Source organism: Burkholderiales bacterium (assembly GCA_036262035.1).
Taxonomy (GTDB): Bacteria; Pseudomonadota; Gammaproteobacteria; order Burkholderiales; family SG8-41; genus JAQGMV01.
In genome coordinates this window covers 282,668-301,620 of record DATAJS010000005.1, presented here as the reverse complement: position 1 = coordinate 301,620, position 18,953 = coordinate 282,668, and the positions used below count along the sequence as shown (strand labels likewise).

The 18,953-nt window shown below is 67.5% G+C and carries 21 protein-coding genes; 9 read left to right on the top strand and 12 right to left on the bottom strand.

Translation table 11 applies throughout. The features are described from left to right. Window positions 1–19: 19 nt before the first annotated feature. Together VHP37_04355 and VHP37_04350 are read right to left on the bottom strand one after the other, a co-directional pair. Window positions 20–1,165 carry an FAD-dependent monooxygenase gene (locus VHP37_04355; GenBank protein HEX2825554.1) on the bottom strand — a complete coding sequence of 382 codons (1,146 nt, stop codon included), beginning with the start codon at window positions 1,163–1,165 and terminating at the stop codon, window positions 20–22. Continuing rightward, window positions 1,162–2,118 (bottom strand): tripartite tricarboxylate transporter substrate binding protein, encoded by a 957-nt coding sequence (locus tag VHP37_04350; GenBank protein HEX2825553.1) that lies wholly within the window; start codon window positions 2,116–2,118, stop codon window positions 1,162–1,164. The genes VHP37_04355 and VHP37_04350 overlap by 4 nt, the downstream gene beginning before the upstream one ends. Window positions 2,119–2,233: 115 nt before the next feature. On the opposite strand from VHP37_04350, the gene VHP37_04345 reads away from it, so the two are divergent. Further along, window positions 2,234–3,022, top strand: coding sequence for an alpha/beta fold hydrolase (locus VHP37_04345; GenBank protein ID HEX2825552.1), 789 nt, complete (start codon window positions 2,234–2,236; stop codon window positions 3,020–3,022). A gap of 325 nt (window positions 3,023–3,347) precedes the next feature. Here VHP37_04345 and VHP37_04340 read toward each other — a convergent pair whose 3' ends face one another. From VHP37_04340 to VHP37_04330, 3 genes are all read right to left on the bottom strand, one after another. After that, entirely contained in the window at window positions 3,348–3,545 is a 198-nt protein-coding gene (locus VHP37_04340; GenBank protein HEX2825551.1) for a hypothetical protein, read from the bottom strand. A gap of 124 nt (window positions 3,546–3,669) precedes the next feature. Next, window positions 3,670–4,608, bottom strand: a complete 939-nt coding sequence (locus VHP37_04335; GenBank protein ID HEX2825550.1) for a M23 family metallopeptidase — start codon at window positions 4,606–4,608, stop codon at window positions 3,670–3,672. 333 nt (window positions 4,609–4,941) lie between these two features. Continuing rightward, the gene (locus tag VHP37_04330; GenBank protein HEX2825549.1) at window positions 4,942–5,418 is read right to left on the bottom strand and encodes a glycine zipper 2TM domain-containing protein; all 477 of its coding nucleotides are present in this window, start codon (window positions 5,416–5,418) and stop codon (window positions 4,942–4,944) included. Between the two features lie 216 nt (window positions 5,419–5,634). Between VHP37_04330 and VHP37_04325 the strand changes: the two genes are divergently transcribed. Next, complete coding sequence (locus VHP37_04325; GenBank protein HEX2825548.1) at window positions 5,635–6,030, top strand: TraR/DksA family transcriptional regulator; 396 nt, start codon at window positions 5,635–5,637, stop codon at window positions 6,028–6,030. A 95-nt stretch (window positions 6,031–6,125) separates the two neighbouring features. Here VHP37_04325 and VHP37_04320 read toward each other — a convergent pair whose 3' ends face one another. Then, complete coding sequence (locus VHP37_04320) at window positions 6,126–6,641, bottom strand: superoxide dismutase family protein (protein ID HEX2825547.1); 516 nt, start codon at window positions 6,639–6,641, stop codon at window positions 6,126–6,128. 28 nt (window positions 6,642–6,669) lie between these two features. Further along, window positions 6,670–7,374, bottom strand: coding sequence for a (2Fe-2S)-binding protein (locus VHP37_04315; GenBank protein ID HEX2825546.1), 705 nt, complete (start codon window positions 7,372–7,374; stop codon window positions 6,670–6,672). A 117-nt stretch (window positions 7,375–7,491) separates the two neighbouring features. Here VHP37_04315 and VHP37_04310 point away from each other — a divergent pair, with 117 nt between their 5' ends. The 4 genes from VHP37_04310 to VHP37_04295 all read left to right on the top strand — a co-directional run bounded on the left by VHP37_04310 (window position 7,492) and on the right by VHP37_04295 (window position 10,835). Then, window positions 7,492–8,298, top strand: coding sequence for a response regulator (locus VHP37_04310; protein HEX2825545.1), 807 nt, complete (start codon window positions 7,492–7,494; stop codon window positions 8,296–8,298). Continuing rightward, window positions 8,295–9,182, top strand: coding sequence for a diguanylate cyclase (locus tag VHP37_04305; GenBank protein ID HEX2825544.1), 888 nt, complete (start codon window positions 8,295–8,297; stop codon window positions 9,180–9,182). Before VHP37_04310 ends, VHP37_04305 begins: the two co-directional genes overlap by 4 nt. 157 nt (window positions 9,183–9,339) lie before the next feature. Next, window positions 9,340–9,603, top strand: a complete 264-nt coding sequence (locus VHP37_04300; GenBank protein HEX2825543.1) for a hypothetical protein — start codon at window positions 9,340–9,342, stop codon at window positions 9,601–9,603. Between the two features lie 59 nt (window positions 9,604–9,662). Beyond that, window positions 9,663–10,835, top strand: coding sequence for a zinc-dependent alcohol dehydrogenase (locus tag VHP37_04295; protein ID HEX2825542.1), 1,173 nt, complete (start codon window positions 9,663–9,665; stop codon window positions 10,833–10,835). Window positions 10,836–10,953: 118 nt separating this feature from the next. On the opposite strand, the gene VHP37_04290 is transcribed toward VHP37_04295, so the two are convergent. The 4 genes from VHP37_04290 to VHP37_04275 form a co-directional block, all read right to left on the bottom strand. Then, window positions 10,954–12,621, bottom strand: coding sequence for a CocE/NonD family hydrolase (locus VHP37_04290; protein HEX2825541.1), 1,668 nt, complete (start codon window positions 12,619–12,621; stop codon window positions 10,954–10,956). 9 nt (window positions 12,622–12,630) lie between these two features. Further along, window positions 12,631–13,599 (bottom strand): tripartite tricarboxylate transporter substrate-binding protein, encoded by a 969-nt coding sequence (locus VHP37_04285; GenBank protein HEX2825540.1) that lies wholly within the window; start codon window positions 13,597–13,599, stop codon window positions 12,631–12,633. 70 nt (window positions 13,600–13,669) lie between these two features. Beyond that, window positions 13,670–14,431 (bottom strand): hypothetical protein, encoded by a 762-nt coding sequence (locus tag VHP37_04280; GenBank protein HEX2825539.1) that lies wholly within the window; start codon window positions 14,429–14,431, stop codon window positions 13,670–13,672. Between the two features lie 52 nt (window positions 14,432–14,483). After that, on the bottom strand, window positions 14,484–15,869 hold the full coding sequence (locus VHP37_04275) for a Gfo/Idh/MocA family oxidoreductase (GenBank protein HEX2825538.1): 1,386 nt from the start codon (window positions 15,867–15,869) through the stop codon (window positions 14,484–14,486). A gap of 65 nt (window positions 15,870–15,934) precedes the next feature. Here VHP37_04275 and xth point away from each other — a divergent pair, with 65 nt between their 5' ends. The 3 genes from xth to VHP37_04260 are packed head-to-tail and all read left to right on the top strand — an operon-like array spanning window position 15,935 to window position 18,396. Further along, the gene (gene xth / locus VHP37_04270; protein ID HEX2825537.1) at window positions 15,935–16,711 is read left to right on the top strand and encodes an exodeoxyribonuclease III; all 777 of its coding nucleotides are present in this window, start codon (window positions 15,935–15,937) and stop codon (window positions 16,709–16,711) included. Between the two features lie 21 nt (window positions 16,712–16,732). Next, window positions 16,733–17,512, top strand: coding sequence for a histidine phosphatase family protein (locus VHP37_04265; GenBank protein ID HEX2825536.1), 780 nt, complete (start codon window positions 16,733–16,735; stop codon window positions 17,510–17,512). After that, a complete protein-coding gene (locus VHP37_04260) occupies window positions 17,509–18,396 on the top strand; it encodes an NAD(P)H-hydrate dehydratase (GenBank protein ID HEX2825535.1) in 888 nt (295 codons plus the stop codon). The genes VHP37_04265 and VHP37_04260 overlap by 4 nt, the downstream gene beginning before the upstream one ends. 89 nt (window positions 18,397–18,485) lie before the next feature. Here the strand turns inward: VHP37_04260 and VHP37_04255 are convergent, their stop codons facing one another. Then, window positions 18,486–18,938, bottom strand: coding sequence for a cupredoxin family protein (locus VHP37_04255; GenBank protein ID HEX2825534.1), 453 nt, complete (start codon window positions 18,936–18,938; stop codon window positions 18,486–18,488). Window positions 18,939–18,953 lie beyond the last annotated feature (15 nt).

Sequence of the window (18,953 nt, the reverse complement as noted above, 5' to 3'; positions counted from 1 at the left end):
CGCTTCACCCGTCACCGGTTTACCCGTCACTTTTTTCCAACGGCGCCTTCCACGCATCGTACCCATACACCCATCCCGGATCGGTGCGCCCTCGCAGCCACGTGTTCTCGCTCGAACCCGCCTGTATCGCCGACGCGCGCGGCTTGCGGGTGGCCTCGTAGAGGGCGTAAGCCTCCGGCAGTCCATCCGCCTCGACGTTTTCCAGGCAGCGCGACAGCACCGCCGCGTCTTCGAGCGCGGACGCCGCGCCCTGCGCCATGTACGGCGTCATCGGATGGCACGCGTCACCGAGCAGCACGACGCGGCCTTCGCTCCACTTCGGCAGCGGGTCGCGCTCGAACAGCCCCCATTTGTAGACTTCGGGACACGCCGCCAGCACCGCCTGCACTTCGGGGTGGAAGCCTGCGTACGCGGCGCGCAGCTCGTCGAGATCGCCTTTGGACGACCACGACTCTTTCGTGATCCAGTCGGCCTTCTCGGGGACGCTGGTGACGAAGTACAGCTCGTCGCGCGCGCGGGTGACGTAGTAAACGACCATGTGACGGTCGGGTCCCCACCACTTCGTCCTGACCGGTGTGATCTGTTGGTCACCGAGGCGTGAAGCGGGATACGTGGTGCGATACGCGACGCGCCCGGTGAAGCGCGGGTACTCGGCGCCGAGCATGGACTCGCGCACCGGCGAATGCACGCCGTCGGCGCCGATGACGGTATCCGCGCGCACCCGGCTGCCGTCGGCGAACGCGAGCGTGACGCCGTGCGCATCGCCTTCGATCCCGGTGAGCCTGCGGTTCAGATGCACGATCTCCGCCGGGACGATCTCCGCGATCGCCGCATGCAGGTCGGCACGGTGGAGGAAGAGATAGGGCGCGCCGTACTTCTCCTCGACTGCGCGACCGAGCTCGAGCTCGCTCGTCACCTCCCCGGTGTTCCATTCACGCGAGAGCGCCACTTCGGACTGGAAAGCGATGCGCGTGAGCTTGTCTTCGAGGCCGAGACCTCGCAGCACCTTCACCGCGTTCGGCGCCATCTGTATGCCCGCGCCGACGCGCGCGAAGCGCGGCGCCTGCTCGTAGACGTTGACCGTGTGTCCCGCTCGCTTGAGCAGGGCGGCGATCGCGAGGCCGCCGATGCCGGCGCCGACGACGGCGATATCGAGCTTGCTCATTCCGCCGTGATCCTCGCGCCATCGATGACCTTCTTCCACTTCGGGATCTCGCGCGCGATCAGCGCCGCGAAGCCCGCGGGCGTGCTCGGCGTGATGTCCACCGTCGGGAACTGCTCGCGCATGCGCGGATGTGCGAGCGCTTTGCCGATCTCCTGAGACAGGCGCGTGACGAGCGGCTGCGGCGTTCCCGCAGGGGCGAGCAGGCCGAACCAGATCGTCGCTTCGTATCCCGGGACGCCGCTCTCCGCGACGGTGGGTATGCCGGGCGCAGCGTTCGAGCGTTTCGCGCTGGTCACCGCGAGCACGCGCACCTTGCCCGCTTTCGCCTCGGCGAGGCCCGCGGCGCCGAACATCATCGCGATGTGACCCGCCATCACGTCGATCATCGCCGGTCCCGCGCCTTTGTAAGGCACGTGCAGGAGATCGACTTTCGCCAGCGACTTGAAGAGCTCGCCCGCGAGATGGTTCGAGGAGCCCGTACCGCCCGAGCCGTAGGACAGTGTCCCGGGACGGGCGCGCGCGAGCGCGATCAGCTCCTTCACGTTGCGCGCGGGCAGCGACGGGTGCACTGCGAGGTAGAGCGGCGTCGTCACGCACAGCGCGACCGGCGCGAAATCCTTCACCGCATCGTACGGCAGCGCCTTGTGCATGCTCGGGTTGATCGCGAGGCTGGTGACGCTGCCGAAGACGAGCGTGTAGCCGTCCGGCGGCGATTTGGCGGCCGCCTGCATGCCGATGATCTGGCTCGCGCCCGGCCGGTTGTCGACGATGACCTGCTGCCCGAGGCTTTCGGTGAGGCCGACGCCGACGGCGCGCGGCAGCAGGTCGCCGAGGCCGCCGGGCGAATACGGAGAGACGATGCGGATCGGCTTGACTGGATAGGTTTGAGCCGCTGCCGGCGCGGCTAGGAACGCGCAAAGCGCGGCGGTCAAAGCAACAGGGAACGTGTTCATTGTGGAGCCGATTTTAATGTAGCGCAGGCGCCTCGCCTGCGGCGCGGCCACGCGCCTTCAGTGCAGGCGGGGGCGCCTGCGCTACAGTCCTGTACCAACGCAAGGAGGAGCCGGCATGCCCAAGGTCGCCGTACCCGGCGGGGAGATGTATTACGAAGAGAGCGGCGAAGGCGAGCCGCTCGTGTTCGCGAGCGGGCTCAACGGCCTCGCGCGCTACTGGCAGCCGCAGGTGCCGGCGTTCTCCAAGCGCTTTCGCGTCGTCACCTACGACCATCGCGGCACCGGCTCCAGCGATAAAAACCAGCGCGAATTCTCGGTCGACGGCATGGCGTCGGACGTCCTCGCGCTCATGGATGGGTTGAAGATCGAGCGCGCGCATCTCGTCGGCCTGTCCACCGGCGGCGCGATCGGCCAGACCCTCGCGATCGAAGCACCGCAGCGGCTGACGCGCCTCGTCGTGTGCAGCACGTGGACCCACTGCGATCCGTGGTTCCGGCGCCTGTTCCAGGCGAGGCGCGCGATGTACCGGGAGGCAGGGCCGGAGCTGCACGCGATGTTCCATCCGCTGTGGCTGCTGCCGCCCGATTACGTGAACGCGCACGACGCTGAGATCGACCTCGAAAGGCAAGCCAGCGCGGCGGCGGCGCCGCCGGTCGAGATCTCGATCGGCCGCATCGACGCGCTGCTCGCGTTCGATCGCCGTGAAGGATTGAAGAAGATCGCGACACCCACGCTCGTCATCGCCAGCGACAACGACTACATCACTCCGTGCTATCACGCGAAAGCGCTCGCGCAGGAAATTCCGGGAGCGCGGCTGGAAATCGTGGAAGGCGGAGGACACTCGATCTCGAAGACGAGGCCCGACGTGTTCAACAAGCTGGTGATGGACTTTCTTACCGCGTAGGAATCGTCATTCCCGCGAAGAGGCGGGAATCCATTTCGTTATCGCGTCCTCAAAAATGGATTCCCGATCGGCTCGCGGTTGCGCGCCGTCGGGAATGACGGTAAGGGTTACGCCGCGGGCGGTTTATCACGCGTGCAGTCGGCGTGTCCGCACTGGCAACCTTGGCCGGCGCGTATTGCGCTGTCCGCGTTCGCTGCGCAGGGCTCGCTGCAATACGTCTCGTCCGCGCGGACGGTACAACTGCACGCGGAGTTGCGGCACTTGCGGAACCCGGGTACGTCAGCCTGCGCCATGCACGCGTGCTACTCGAAATGTCGGAGCGGTGTTACCGGTCGCTGCCGTTGGCGAGCTCGTCACTGCGCCGCATGACGAACTGGAACCTGTAACCTTCACCACACTCGTTGCAGCACACGTACACACCGCTCGCGTCGGACACGATTTCCAGATAGCCGGTGCACGCTTCGAAACGCCGGCTTCCGTCGGCATTGAAAACGTGCGGATACTTGGTGGATATGCGCTTCATGCCTTTTACTGAGCAAGCTTGATGCCAGGCGGAAAATGTCCGCGGTGGCGTAAAAGGCATGGCGCGGAAGCCGCGCCTGGAGGAGGGTCTTCCCCGAGCCGGCTCGGGCCCGGGAGGAAAGTGCTTAGCGGTCCTGCGCGGTGCCGCCCGCGGCCGCGGAGGCGCTCACGCCGACCGGCTGCTGGTCGGGCGGGGCGATCATGCGGTAGTTGGCGGTAACCGTGGTGCCCGCCTGGGCGGCAAAGCGAGTGCCCGCGGTGCCGGCGTAGAACATGACAGGCACCGATTCGCGCGTGACCTTGCCGTCGGTCACGATGGGGCGCGACACGATGAAGTGCAGGTGCGGGCCCGAGGAGTAGCCGGTGTTGCCCGAGTAGCCGATGAGATCTCCGGCGTGCACGCGCTGGCCGGGCTTGACGATTTCCGCGCCGGGCGAGAGGTGCGCATATTCGGCGACCGTGCCGTCGTCGTGGACGATCGCCACGGTGTTGGCCTTGTCGATATAGCTCATCGAGAAGCCGCCTTCACGGTGGCGCAGGGTGACATCGACGACGACGCCGTCACGCGCGGCCGTGACTGCGCTGCCGATCGGCATCGCGAAGTCGACGGCGTACAGGTTCTCGCGGTTGTTGTGGCTGGTGAGCTTGCCGCCGTGCGCCTGACTCACGACGAACGCGTGGCCTTCCTCGAACGGCAGGCGGTAGACCGCGCCCTCGTCCTGGGCGGCGTTCACACGGCCGAAATGATGGCTGTAGCGGAACAGGAAGTTGTACGGCGCGTCGGGATTGTCGCCCGCATAGACGCGGCCGAGCGCGACCGAGCTGAAAGGCTCGATAGTGGCCGTCAGGGGCCAGGTCTGGTCGCTGGCGTAATTCTGACCGGTCAGCGTGACATGGACCGTGATGGGGGCGGGGCCGCTGTTCTCGGCGACGACCTGCTGCGAGGCGCCGTCGGCCCGGGTAACGAGCTTGAACGGGTAATCGGTAATGGCCGCGCCGGCTGACCCGAGCAGGCAGAGGAAGAGGGCGCCGAAAGACGCGAACTTACCGAGTAGGTTGCGCATTTTCAAAGTAGTTATCGAGACGCGAATCGATTGTGCCATGCAACCGGAGTGTTGCAAACCGACGACAACTGAGGATTTTTTGCGGGACTACTGCACGGCCTTAACCGGCTGGCGTCCTTGCCAAATCCCCCACCCATGCCCCGATAACGGCCGGTCAGGGCCGCTTCTGAACGTGAGCAAAACTATATCGCCGGGCTTTTTCGCATGAGGGGTGGAAAACGACCCCCTTTTCCCCCCAATTCCGCGTCTTTGCCGGCGCGACCGGACCGCGCCGGCGGAGGGCGCAAAAAAAGGGCGGCCCCAAGGCCGCCCTCACACAGGAGAAGGTCTCTACTAGAACTGGCTGCCGAGCACGCCGCCGATGACGGCGCCGATGGCGGTGGTCGTCCCGCGGTTGTACGGGCCGCCGACGGCGTTGCCGATGACCCCGCCGATGACCGCGCCGGCGGCGGCGCCGGCGACGTTCACCTCGTCATGGCGCGGATAGGCGACCGGCTCGGGATACGCCGGGTAGGCGGGATACGATGGGTAGGCGACCGGCGCCGGCTCGTAGACCGGGCCGTAGACCGGTGCCGGGCGCCCGACGTAGACCGGCCGCTCGACGACGACCGGGCGCTGGACCACCACCGGCCGGCGATCGACGTAAACCGGACGCTCGACGATCCTCCGCGGCGCGCGCTGTTCGTAGACGCGATCGTTGCGGTGATCCCAGCCGCGCTCCCCGCGTCCGCCGTGGTCCGCGAACGCCGGCAGCGACGCCGCGAGCAGTGTCCCGGCGGCGAGGACGTGGAATTTCCTGGCGACTGACATGATGTGCTCCTTGGCTATACGCGGAAACGATCCGCATGAGCCATTTAACGGTTACGGCGGCACGCATGTCGACCAATCAAGTGCAACAAAGTGTTGGCGCTGTTACACCTTGTGAAGGGTGAAGGGTGTAGGGACGGCGGGCACGCTACTTGTTATCCAGCCCCCCTATCCGGGTTGTCGCGGGAGGCGCGGCCCACCAACCGAAAGAGGCGAGTAATGGCCGAATTGACGAACGCCCAACTGGAAAAGCTGAAGGCCAAGCTGCTCGAGCGCCAGCGCGCACTGGTGGAAGAAGTTCGCGAGAAGCGCGAGCAGGCCGCGTCCGAAGGCAACGAGGACGCGCTAGGCGGCGTCGGCGACGCCGGAGACGAATCGGTGCTGCGCATGATCACCGACCTCGACATCACCGAGGCCGGACGCGACGTGGAGGAGCTCCGCGACATCGCGGGCGCGCTGCAGAGGATAGAAGACGGCAGCTACGGCACCTGCGGCGAGTGCGGCCAGGACATCGGCTACCCACGCCTCGAAGTACAGCCCACCGCCACCCGCTGCATCGAGGACCAGGAGAAGTTCGAGAAGACGTTTGCGACGAGGCAGACGCCCACTCTGTGATAAACGTGACGTGAAACGTTGACGAAAAACGGTGACGAAGTGCGGTGACACCACAGGTGTGCCGTCACCGGTTCACGTCACCGGTTCATGTCACTTCAGCCGATCACCCCGCACGCCACCCGCCCGCCCGCATTCCCCGTCGGATCGGTCTTCTGATCGTCCGTGCCCGCGTGCACGACCACGGCCTTGCCGAGGATGCTGTTCGGCGCGTTCTTGTCGAGCGTGAGGCCTTCGAAGGTCGTGTCGATCGTCGCGCGGCCGTCGGCTCCGACGTTGATGTTGCCCATGTCGCCGGCGTGACCGCTGGTGGGCGACGCACCATGCTTCATGGCGTGCGGGTTGAAGTGCCCGCCGGCGCTCGTCGCGTCGGGGGCGCTGCAGTCGCCTTTCTCGTGGATGTGAAAGCCCTTCATGCCCGGCTGGTGGCCCGTCACTTCGCCGCTGACGCGCACGCGGTTGGGCCCGGCCTGCGTGAACTGGATGCGGCCCTGCACCTTGGAGCCGCTTGCGGGGGACAGCTGGGCGCTCGCCGTGGCGGCGCCTTGAGGGTTGGGCGAGCACGCGGCGAGCAGTCCGGCGGCGGCGGTGGCGATGACGAGGTTCGTGTTCATGCTTCGTGGGCTCCCTTGGGATTTGTGATCAGCAGCGTACCTGCTGCTTGCAGTAGCTCGCGAGCTCGGTCACGACGGTCGAGTCCTCGATGCGCTGGCGGGCCTTCCCCCCGCCGTAATCGAGCTCGAGCCGCAGCTCGTATTTCGCGAAGAAGGCATTGTACAGATCCCCGCCCAGCGTCCCGAGCGCGGTGAGGCCGTCGCTCGCGGCGTCGTATTCGAGCACGATCGCCGGCAGCGGCTGCGGCGCGGGGCCCGCGAGCACACGCGCGCCGGACGCCGGGTCGTACTCGCTGTGCTCGGAGCAGCAGTGGATCGTGTTCATCTTCGCCGCCGCGCCCGCGGTCGACCGCTCGCGGTAGCTGATGAAGCTGATCTGACGCGTCGGATAGGTCATGCGGTGCGTGCAGATCGCGGAGTAGGCGACGACCGCGCGCTGCGGACCGACGCCTCCGGGCCACGCGTACGGCGCGCCCCCCTCGGTCTTCAGCCGCACGTTCGGCACCGTCGGCTTGCCCAGATTGATGAGGAAGCACGGCGTGCCGTGGAACGGATAGTGGAAGATGTAGTTGCGGCCCGCCACGAGAGTCGAGGCGCGCAGCGGCTTGCCGCCTTCGTCGACGAGGCGCACGCGCGACCACGCGCGCGGCTGAAGCTCGCCGGCCGCGTCGGCCGCCCTCGCGTGGAGCGCGATGCAGCCCGCACACGCCTGCAGGAACCCGCGTCTCTGCATTGAGGTTTCCTCCTCGTTGGCACCCGATGATGCCAGCGCCGCCGCGCAGCGGGCAACACCGGCTATCCCCGTGCGGCGCCCAGTTTCCCTACAATCGCCAAAACTCGGGGACATCGGATGGCGGCTTGCGACGGCGACGGTGCGGGCACGGCGGGCGAAGGCCGCAGTCTGCGCGTCCTGATCGCCGAGGACAACGAGGTCAATCGCGCGCTCGCGGTGAGGCTGCTCGCGAGGCGAGGCCACGAGGCGGTGGTCGTCGGCACCGGGCTCGAAGCCCTCGCCGCGTGGGAGGATGGACGTTTCGATCTGATCCTGATGGATTTGCAGATGCCGCAGATGGATGGACTGGCAGCGACCGCTGCGATCAGGGACCGCGAAAGAGCGCGCGCCACGTACACGCCGATCATCGCGCTCACCGCCAACGCCGCCAGCACCGACGAAGCGCGCTGCCTTGCGGCGGGCATGGATGCCTTCATCTCCAAGCCCGTGCGCATCGCGGCTTTCTACAAGGCGATCGCGGCGGTGCTCGACCGCGATGCCGCCCTACATCCAGAGGAGACGATCCTGTCGCAAGTACCCGAAGTTTTCGACCTCAAGACCGCGCTCGATGCGGTCGACGGCGAGCGCGAGCTGCTCTCCGGCATGATCGCGATCTACCTGCGCCAGACCCCGCGGGTGATGCAGGACATCGACGCCGCGATGGCCGCCGGCGATGCGGGCGCGCTGGAGATCGCGGCGCACAAGCTCAAGGGCTCGGTGGCGATGTTCGGCGCCCGCGCCGCGCGCGAGGCCGCGCAGCATCTCGAAGACCTCGCCGAAACGCGGGATCTCTCCCAGGCGCAGGCCGCGCGCGGCGAGCTCGGCGCCGAGATCGAACGACTCACCGCGGCGCTCGAAGCGGTGCGTGCGGAGGACGAACGGTGAAAGTGCTGATCGCGGAAGACGAGGAAGTCGGCCTTTTCATGCTGGAATCGGCGCTGACCAAGGCCGGCTACGAGGTCGTCGCGGCGCGCGACGGCCGCGAAGCGTGGGAGATCCTGCAGCGCCACGACACGCCGCAGCTCGCCATCATCGACTGGATGATGCCCGGCATGGACGGCATCGAGCTCTGCCGCCGCGTGCGCGAAGCGCGCACCGGCCCGTACATCTACATCCTCATGCTCACCGGCAAAGCGCGCAAGGAAGACATCGTCGCGGGCATGCAGGCCGGCGCCGACGACTACATCCCGAAGCCGTTCGACGCCGACGAGCTGCGCGTGCGCGTGCGCGCGGGCGAGCGCATCGTGGTGCTGCAGGAAGCGCTGCGCGTGCAAGCGACGCAGGACGCGCTGACCGGCGCGATGAATCGCGGCGCGATCTTCGACGTGCTCAAGCGCGAGCTCGCGCAGTCCGCTCGCACGCAGGCGCCGGTCGGCGTGGTCATCGCCGACCTCGATCACTTCAAGCAGATCAACGACACCCACGGCCATCCCGCGGGCGACGCCGTGCTGCGCGAAGCCGCGGCACGGCTGAAGAGCGTGCTGCGTGCGTACGACGCGCTCGGCCGTTACGGCGGCGAAGAGTTCGTGCTCGTGCTGCCCTCGTGCAACGCGCAGCAGGCGTTCGAGGTCGCGGAGCGCGCGCGCCGCGCGATCGCGAACACCCCGGCGATCACCGCGAGCGGCGCCGTGCCGATCACCGCGAGCTTCGGCGTCGCGGGCGGCGGCCCCGCGGCGCTCGATGTCGACGCGCTGGTGCGCGCGGCCGACGATGCGCTCTACCGCGCCAAGCGCGGCGGGCGCAACCGCGTGGAGATCGCGGGCGACTGAAGCGGCCTGTCTAGGGATTTCCGCGGGGCCGGGCGTACGATCCCGTACCGACGCTGCGACCGCGCACGCTCTACAGTCCAAGGCGCGGTCGATCCGCGGCCGCACCGGACGATCAGAAGCGCTTTTCCAAGAGCGCCGCACCTTCACGAAAGGCGACATGAACGCCCCAGAACCTCGCGCCGATAAGGCCGCCGAAGACCGGCCCGGCGGCGGCAAGACCTGTACGATCTTCGCCGAGCCCGCCGGCGCGTTGCAGTACGGCTGGGGCTGGCGTGCCGGCAGCAGGCGCTCCAGGTCTCTCTTCCGCTATTTCTACGAATGCGTGCAGGACGCACGCAGGCACGGCTACAGGATCAATTTCGGCGATGTCGCCGAATCGCTCAGGCCTGCGCGTGGCGATCGACCGCCCGGCGACCGCTGAAGCGCGACCGCGCGGGCATACGCCGTGCAACGCTGCATGACCTGAAGACGGAGGGCGGCATGCGCGCATTGTGTTACCACGGCAAGGAGGACGTCCGCATCGACAACGTCCCCGATCCCATCCTGAAGGACTCCAAAGACGTGATCGTGCAGATCACGTCGACGGCGATCTGCGGCTCGGATCTCCATCTCTACGACGGCTACATGAAGACGATGGAGAAAGGCGACGTGCTCGGCCACGAGCCGATGGGCGTCGTCGTCGAGGTCGGCCCGGCGGTGAAGAAGCTGAAAAAGGGCGACCGCGTGGTCGTGCCTTTCACGATCTCGTGCGGGACGTGCTGGTTTTGCGAGCAGGGCATGTTCTCGGCCTGCGACGAGTCCAATCCCAACAAGGAGATGGCCGCGAAGGTGATGGGACAGTCGCCGGCGGGGCTGTTCGGCTACTCGCACATGCTCGGCGGTTTCGCCGGTGGGCAGGCCGAGTACCTGCGGGTCCCTTATGCCGACGTCGGTCCGCTGAAAATCGAGAGCGATCTTGCCGACGAGCAGGTGCTGTTCCTCTCCGACATCTTTCCGACCGGCTACATGGCGGCCGAGAACGCCGAGATCCAGCCCGGCGATACCGTCGCGGTGTGGGGCTGCGGCCCGGTCGCGCAGTTCTGCATCCAGAGCGCGTGGATGCTCGGCGCGGGACGCGTGATCGCGATAGACCGCGTCCCCGAGCGGCTGCTCATGGCGCAGACCAGGGGCAAGGCCGAGACGATCGACTTCGACAAGGAAGACGTCTACGAGCGTCTGATGGAGATGACCAGGGGGCGCGGTCCCGACCGCTGCATCGACGCCGTCGGCTGCGAAGCGCACGCGAGCGGCAGCTTCGACGCGGCGCTCGACAAGGTGAAGGCGGAGCTCTATCTCGGGACCGACCGCGCGCACGCGCTGCGCGAAGCGATCATGTGCTGCCGCAAGGGCGGCACCCTCTCGGTGCCCGGCGTCTACATCGGCTTCCCGGACAAGCTGCCCTTCGGCGCGGCGATGAACAAAGGTCTCACGTTCCGCATGGGCCAGACCCACGTGCCCAAGTACCACGCGATGCTGTTGAAGCACATCGAGAAAGGCGACATCGATCCGTCGTTCGTCGTCACGCATCGTCTCCCGCTCGATGAAGGCCCGAAGGCGTACAAGACGTTTCGGGACAAGGACGACGGCTGCATAAAAGTTGTTCTGAAGCCATAGGCTCGAGTCCGCTCGTTGCGCGGACGCAAAGCGAGCGCGCTGGAGCCGAAGGAAAGGAGGTCTCGGAGGGAAACCAAGGGTTTCCCTCCGAGGCGTTCACTGGCCGACGCGGCGCGCGTTAGCGCGCCGGAATCACCGGCAGCATCAGCCACGACAGCCGATCGCCGCCGGAGTGGATGACGTTCGTCGCGCCGGCGTTGTAGTCCGCGTTGTAGTGGGTGAAGTGGCCGGTGGCGACGCCGTCGCGGGGGGTGATGTCGAGGCGCAGCTTGTGGCCTTTCTTGAACACCATGCTCGTCGGCCAGATCTCGACCTGGCATTCGACGATCTCGTCCTTCTTCAGCCACTGGCGCTCGTTATGGGCGTGGTACGGGCGGTAGGGCAGGGACTTTTCGCGGTCGAGCTTGCGGTGCGAAGCGCGCAGCCAGCCCTTGGTCACGCACGCCACCGGCTCGCCGCGCTGGCCGACTTCGTTGACGTCCTTGCCCGACGGATCGATGTTGCGGATCGTCGCGTAAATGTCCATGTCCTCGGACGAGCTCGACACCCACAGGTTGAGCACGAGAGGACCGGTCACCTCGGTGTCCGCTTCCATCGGCGGCGTCTCGAACGAAACACCCGAGCGTCCCGACACCGGGCGGTAGTGGCCCGGGCCGGCGGAGTAGCTGATCTTCTTCTCCGACTCGACGACCTTCGGCACGAGCGCGCCTTCGGCGGTGTCGCCCTTGTTCGGGCCGTCGCGGTCGATGCGCAGGTACAGCTTGGTCCACTGCGTGCGCTTGATCGGCCACTCGTTCTCGAAGCGGAAGGCGTAAGGCTTGGCGCTGCCCCCGGTGCGGATCTCGAGCTTGACGGGGGGCTCGTCCATGATCCCGGTGTCGATGCCTTTCAGCCAGTAATCGAACCAGCGCAGCTGGTCGGTGCGCGCCTCCTCGGCATGGAAGGGATGGAAGTGGCTGCCGGTGTGGACGCGTAGCTTCTTGTGCTTCGACGCCGCCAGCATATAGCCCTCGGTGTTGCCGCGCAGGTGCATCGCGAAGCCGCCCCAGTTGCCGACGCTGTAGAGCGGCACGTTGATCCTGTCCCACTGCGCGCTGTTCTTGCGCCATTCCTCGGAGTCGAGGTCCTTCCGCATGTAGTCCCAGAGGATCGAGGTGTTGAACGCGTCGGGGTTGTACTCGCGCGGGCGGCCGAGGAGGTTGTGCGCCATGGTGCTGTTGGCCCATTGCGTGATGAAGCCCATCGCGAAGATGCCGCCGTGATACGCCTGGTCGCGATACTGGTCGGCGCGGCCTTCCCACGGCATGATCGCTTTCAGCGAAGGCGGCTGGAGATTGGCGAGGCGCCACTGGAACGCGGCATGGTACGAGATGCCGAGGCAGCCGACGTGGCCGTTGCACCACGGCTGCTTCGCGACCCATTCGACGCAGTCGTACGAATCCTGGCCTTCCTGATACGACGACGGCTCGCATTTGCCCGGCGACTTGCCGGTGCCGCGGGTGTCCACTCTCAGAAGGGCGTAGCCGCGCGGGCACCACCACAGCGGATTGGCCGTCTCCCAGTTCATGTATTCGTTGGCTTCCTCTTCGAGGTCCTCGGGCGGTATCCACACCTTGTCCTTCTGGTACGGCCCGAGGTTGAAGATCACCGGGAACTTCTCGGAGCCGCCGTCGGGCCTGAAGATGTCGCCGTAGATCATCGTCCCGTCGCGCAGCGGGATCTTCACGTCTTTCTCGACGATGAGCTTGTAGTCTTTCGGCTGGGACATCTGTTTCGCTTCGGCCATGCTGTGCTCCTATCTCTCGGGCTTGATGTCCGCGGCCTTGATGAGCGCCGCGGTCTTGTCGAATTCGTGTCGGATCGTCGCGCCGAACTGCTCGGGCGTGTTGGGCGCGAACTCGATCGCGCGCGCGGTCCACTCCTGCTTCATCTCGGGCGTGGCCATCACCGATGCGATCGTCGCGTTGAGCTTGGCGATCACCGCGCGCGGCGTGCCGGCAGGCGCGAAGACGCCTTCGATGCCCGCGACCTCGTAGGTCTTCATGCCCGACTCCGCGATCGTCGGCACGTTCGGCAGCAGGGGATTGCGCTGCGTGCCGGTGGTCGCGAGCGGCCGCAGGCGGCCGCCGTCGATATAGCCTTTCACGGTCGGCACGTGCACGAACATCGTGTCGACGCGGCCGGCGACGAGGTCCAGCACCGCCTGCGGGCTGCCGCGATACGCGACGTGCAGCATGTCGACCCTGGCGGTGATCTTGAGCAGCTCGCCCGCGAGATGGAAGTTGCTGCCGACGCCGGTCGAGGCGAACGAGATGCCTCGCGGTTTTGCGCGCGCCGTCGCGACGAGCTCTTTCACGTTCTTCGCCGGCACCGAAGGATGCGCGACGAGCACGAAGTCGTAATTGCTCACCTGGATCACCGGCGCGAGATGCTTCAGCGGGTCCCACGGCGGGTTCGCGTTGAGCTGCGTGCTGACGGTGACGAAAGAACCCGGCTGTATCAGCAGGGAGTAACCGTCGGCGGGCTGCTTCGCGGCGTATTCGTTCGCGACCATGCCCGCGAGGCCCGGGCGGTTGTCGACGACGATCTGCTGGCCGATCGCCGGGACGAGGCGCGCCTGTATGGCGCGCGCGGTGACGTCGGTGCCGCCGGCGGCCTGCGAGCCGGTGACGAGCCGTATGACTTTGACCGGGTACTGCTGGGCTGCCGCCGCCGGTGCGAGCACCGCGGCAGCGAGCGCCGCGACGACGACGGGCGACCGCATCGAATCCTCCGGGAGGCGCCGTGTTTGGACGTTCTGTTTGAGCGCCGGACCTCGGAGTGTAAGTCAAAAATTACGGTTCGCTCACGGTGCGTATGTACCAGGGGAACGAGTCCCACGAGACGACTTTCTCCGTCCCGTCGAAGAGCGCGGCGATCTTCCCGCCGCCCGCCTTGTAGCTGAACTTGCGGATGTGATCGGGCGGGTTGGTCGTCGGGTTCTTCATGATGTCGATCGCCTGGTCGGTCTTGAAGATCTGGAACTTCGAAGGATCGCGCGGGTTGTAGAAGCGCACTTCCTGGCCGCCTTTGTTCGCCGGGCCCCGGTCGTATTCGACGTGCACTTCGAGGCGCTCGCCGCTCGCCGACGCAAATTCCCAGTGCTCCACGCCGGAGAGCTTGCCGTCGGACGCGCTGCTCGTGCGCGTCATCTTCGCGGTCGGCGCGTAGTCGTAGACGCCGAACGCGCCCGGCGCGTCCGCCTTGTTGTCGATGAGGCCGTAGACGATCATCTGGCCTGCCGCGCCGCTCGCGCTGTTGCGTACCGGAATCGCGAGATAGACGAGGCGGGAAGTCGGGCGGCCTGCGGGCTTGCCGTCGGCGCCGATGATCGCCATGCGGTCGATGAAGATCATCCGCAGGTTGCAGTCTTTCGCGGGGCCCTGCGTCGCGATGACCGGCTCCCAGCCCTGCGGCAGCAGCTTCGCGAGCGCCGCGTCGTTCACCCGGAAATCGAGCTGGAAGCGATGCTCGGCCGCCTGCTCGATCATCGTCTGCGCGAAAGCGCATTGCGCGGCGAGCAGGAGCGCGCCGGCCCAAACGGTCCAACGTTTCATGAGTCCCTCCCTTGCGATCCGGCGGTTGTCTTTGTTGATGGATCGATACGACTCAGCCGCGCAGCAGCGCCGGCGCCTCGGCATCGCGCGCGCCGCCCTGCCGCGAGCCGTAGTGGCACTCCATCTCGCGACGCACGCGCACCGCTTCGGAGTGCGGCATCTCGATGTCGTTCCAGGTGAGCGCTGCGCCTTTCGAGACGGCGCGCGTGAGACGCACGCGATGCGCGAGACCGATCGGCAGGCCGCCGATGCGCAGCGATTCGGAAGCCGGCATCAGCCGGCCGTACACGGTATGGCCGCCTTCGCCGTCGAGCGTGTCGCCGGCTTGCAGGTCGCGCTTGGCGATCGATACCACGTCGCCGCGAAAGTCGTCGGGCGCGCCGGTCGGCTCGCGGCGCAGGCCCGCGCTCGCGACCGAGATGCCGAGCTCCAGCCCGATGAGGTGATAGGGCTTGTACATCGCGGTGTAGTTGCCGCTGTCGTCGGTGACGAGGCCGTATTCGGCGAAGCACTTGCGCACGTAATCGCTGTCGGCGGCGAAGGTCACGTACACGCCCCAGCGCAGGTCGCGGAACACCGGCGTGCCGTCGCGGTTCAGGCTCGACACGACTTCGACCTGCCCGCGATGGTGCAGCACCCCGCCGTCGGCGCGGGGCCTGAGCACGCGCGGCAGGTCGTCGACGCCGCACGGCGGGAAGTCGAGGCCGGCCGGTGCGGGCGTGAGACCGCTCGCGTTGGCGACCGCCGCCATCTCGATCGCCGACTTGGTGCCGTCGAGGAAGGAGTTGAACATCTGCGCGTTGAAATCGCCTTGCGCGACCTGCGCCTCCGAGAAACCGTAGTGGCCCCACACGGTCGCGGGCGTGGAATCGTGATATTCGGGCAGGTACTTCGTGCCCTTGCCCGCCGCGATCACTTCGAAGCCCGCGGCGCGCGCCCAGTCGACCATCTCGCAGACGAGCGCCGGCTGGTCGCCGTACGCGAGGGTGTATACGACGCCCGCTTCCTTCGCGCGCTGCGCGAGCAGCGGACCGGCGAGCGCGTCGGCTTCGACGTTCACCATGACGATGTGCTTGCCGTGATGGGCGGCGGCGAGCGCGTGGCGTATGCCGGCGGCGGGGCTGCCGGTCGCGTCGATGACCACGTCCACGGCGTGCGACGCGATGGCGCCGAGGGCATCTTCGGTGACGCACGTCGTGCCGATGCGAGCGGCCTGGTCCAGCGCTTTGGCGTCGTATTGCTCGGCGGGCCAGCCTACGCGCTGCAAACTGCTGCGTGCGCGCACGGGATCGAGATCGGCGACCGCCACGACGTGTATCCCCGGCGTGCGCCGCGCCTGCGACAGGAACATGGAGCCGAACTTGCCGGCGCCGACGAGCGCGACCTTGAGCGGCTTGCGCGCGTGCGCGCGCTCGGCGAGCAGACGATGGAGGTTCATGGCTTGCTCTGCGTCGTTCGGTCGAAACTGGCAGCTTACCGCAGTCCCTGAATCGATACGCCCCGATGAAAATCGCCACGTTCAACGTCAACAACGTCAACAAGCGGCTCGCCAACCTGCTGGACTGGCTGGGCGAAGCCACGCCCGACGTCGTGTGCCTGCAGGAGACGAAGACGCCGGACTCGACGTTTCCGCGCGCGGCGATCGAGAAGGCGGGTTACGGCGCGGTGTATCGCGGCGTGAACGGCTGGAACGGCGTGGCGATCCTCGCGCGCGACGCCGAGCCGATCGAGAGCCGCCGCGAGCTTCCCGGCGACCCCGCCGACAAGCAGCCGCGCTACCTCGAAGCGGCGGTGAGCGGCGTGCTGGTCGGCTGCCTCTACGCGCCGAACGGCAACCCGCAGCCGGGGCCGAAGTTCGACTACAAGCTCGCGTGGATGGAGCGCTTCAACGCGCACGCGGCGTCGCTGTACGCGTCGGGCCTGCCGGTCGTGCTCGCGGGCGATTACAACGTGGTGCCGACCGACTTCGACATCTACGCCAAGAATTCGTACGGCAAAAACGCGCTGCTCCAGCCCGAGCCTCGTGCGGCCTACAGCCGCCTGCTCGCCCAGGGCTGGGTCGACGCGATACGCGCTGTGCATCCGAACGAGCCGATGTACACGTTCTGGGACTACATGCGCAAGCGCTGGGAGCGCGACGCGGGCCTGCGCATCGACCACCTGCTGCTCTCCGCGGCCATCGCGCCGCGTCTCGAAGCGGCCGGGGTCGACAAGGCGGTGCGGGGCAGGGAAGGGGCGAGCGATCACGCGCCGGCGTGGGTGGCTCTTCGGGCGAGCTAATTGCTCGAAAGCCGCGCGAAGATGGACACGCCGACCAACGTCAACCAGAAGTGGCCCCAGACGATCTGGATCGTGAGACACGGCCAGAGCGCCGGCAACGTCGCGCGCGATGCCGCCGAGGCCGCCGGTCTGCCCCACATCGACATCGCGTTCCGCGACATGGACGTGCCGCTCTCCGACCTCGGCCGCGAGCAGGCGCGGGCGCTGGGACGCTGGTTCGGCGCGATGCCCGAGCCGTCGCAGCCGAACGTCGTGCTGTGCTCGCCGTACGTGCGGGCGCGCGAGACCGCGCGCATCGTCGTCGAGACCGCGGGCCTCGATCCGGACACGTTCAACGTCGACGAGCGGCTGCGCGAAAAGGAGTTCGGCATCCTCGACCGGCTCACCAAGCACGGCATCGTCGCCAAGCACCCCGAGCTCGCGGAGCAGCGAGGCCACGTCGGCAAGTTCTATTTCAGGCCGCCGGGCGGGGAGAGCTGGTGCGACGTGATCCTGCGGCTGCGCAACGTCATCGACACCATCACGCGCGAGTATCGGTGCGAGCGCGTGCTGATCGTCGCGCACCAGGTGACCGTGAGCTGCTTCCGCTATCTCTTCGAGCGCCTCGACGAGCGCCAGATACTCGACATCGACCGCGCGCACAACATCCCGAACTGCTCGGTGACCTCGTACGAGTTCGACGCCACTAAGGCTAAGCACGGCAAGCTCGTCGGCAAGCTGGTCAGCTTCGTCGCGCCGCTGGTCGAAGCGGGCGCGCCGGTCACCGCCGAGCCCGACGTTCCCGCGGCGCCGAAGCCGTGAGCGCGGGCGAGGCCGAAGTCGTCGAGCTCGACGACGCGACCTTACGCGCGTGGCCGCTGCCGTTGCCGGAACGCGACGGCGACAAGGAAGAGCGCGGGCGCGTGCTCGTCGTAGCGGGATGCCGTCAGATCATCGGCGCGGCGGTGCTCGCCGCGACCGCGGCGTTGCGCGCGGGCGCGGGCAAGGTCGCGATCGCCACGCCCGAGAGCATCGCGCGATCGATCGGCACGGCGGTGCCGGAATCGCGCGTCTTCGCGCTGCCCGAGCGCGACGACGGCAGCATCGAGCCCGATTGCATGGACGTGCTCGAAGAGATCGCGCCTCACGTGAAATCGGTGCTGATCGGGCCGGGACTGCCGTACGTCGACGCGACCCGCGATCTCGCGGCCGCGCTGCTCGAGACGTTCGCGCACGCCGGCGTCGTCCTCGATGCCGGCGCGATGGGCGTGGTGAAGGCGCGCGGCCGCTTCGCGAGCCCGGTGCTGCTGACGCCGCACGCGGGGGAGATGGCGAGCCTCGAAGGGCGCGAGAAGGACGAGATCGAGAGCGATCCGATCGCGGCCGCGGTGGACGCGTCGGGCCGGTGGAACGCGGTCGTCGCGCTCAAAGGCGCGATCACGCACATCGCGACGCCCGACACGCGCGTCTGGCGCAACAGCGCCGGCAATCCGGGGCTCGCGACCTCGGGCTCGGGCGACGTGCTTTCGGGCGTGATCGCCGGGCTGCTGGCGCGCGGCGCTCCGCTCGAACAGGCCGCGGCGTGGGGCGTCGCGCTCCACGCGCGGGCCGGCGATCGTCTCGCCGCGCGCATCGGGCCTTTCGGCTATCTCGCGCGCGAGCTGCCGGGAGAAGTGCCGGCGCTGATGGCGATGCTGCAGTGTTGACCGATCGGGGTTGAAGGAAAGGAGGTCTCGGAGGGAAACCATGGGTTTCCCTCCGAGGCGTAACAGGATCGTTGTTCGGTAGCCCGAGGCTATCGAACAACGATCGTCCCGATCATCCCCGCCTCGAAGTGCCCCGGCACCAGGCACCCGTAGTAAAACTCCCCCGCCCGGGTGAATTGCCACACGATGCGGCCGCTGCGGCCGGGCTCGACGTGCGCCATGTTGGCATCCTCGGGGTCTGTCGCCGCGTGCTTGCGCATCGTCGCGGCATGCTTCTTCAGATCGTCCATCGTGCCGATCACCATCTCGTGCGGCAGCTCGCCCGAGTTCTTCAGGTTGAAGCGCACGGTCTGGCCTTTCCTCACCGTCACGTGGTCCGGGAAGTAGCGCATCGTGTCGGAGAGCTCGATGCGAACCGTGCGCGTCGCCTTCTTCGGGTCGCCTTCGCGGCCGAAAGGCGTATCGCGCGGGGCGCGTGCTTTTTTGGTGCGCGGCGCGGATTTGGACGGTTCCGCGGCGTGCGCGGCGGCGATGAACGCCACGCGGTCAGGAACGAA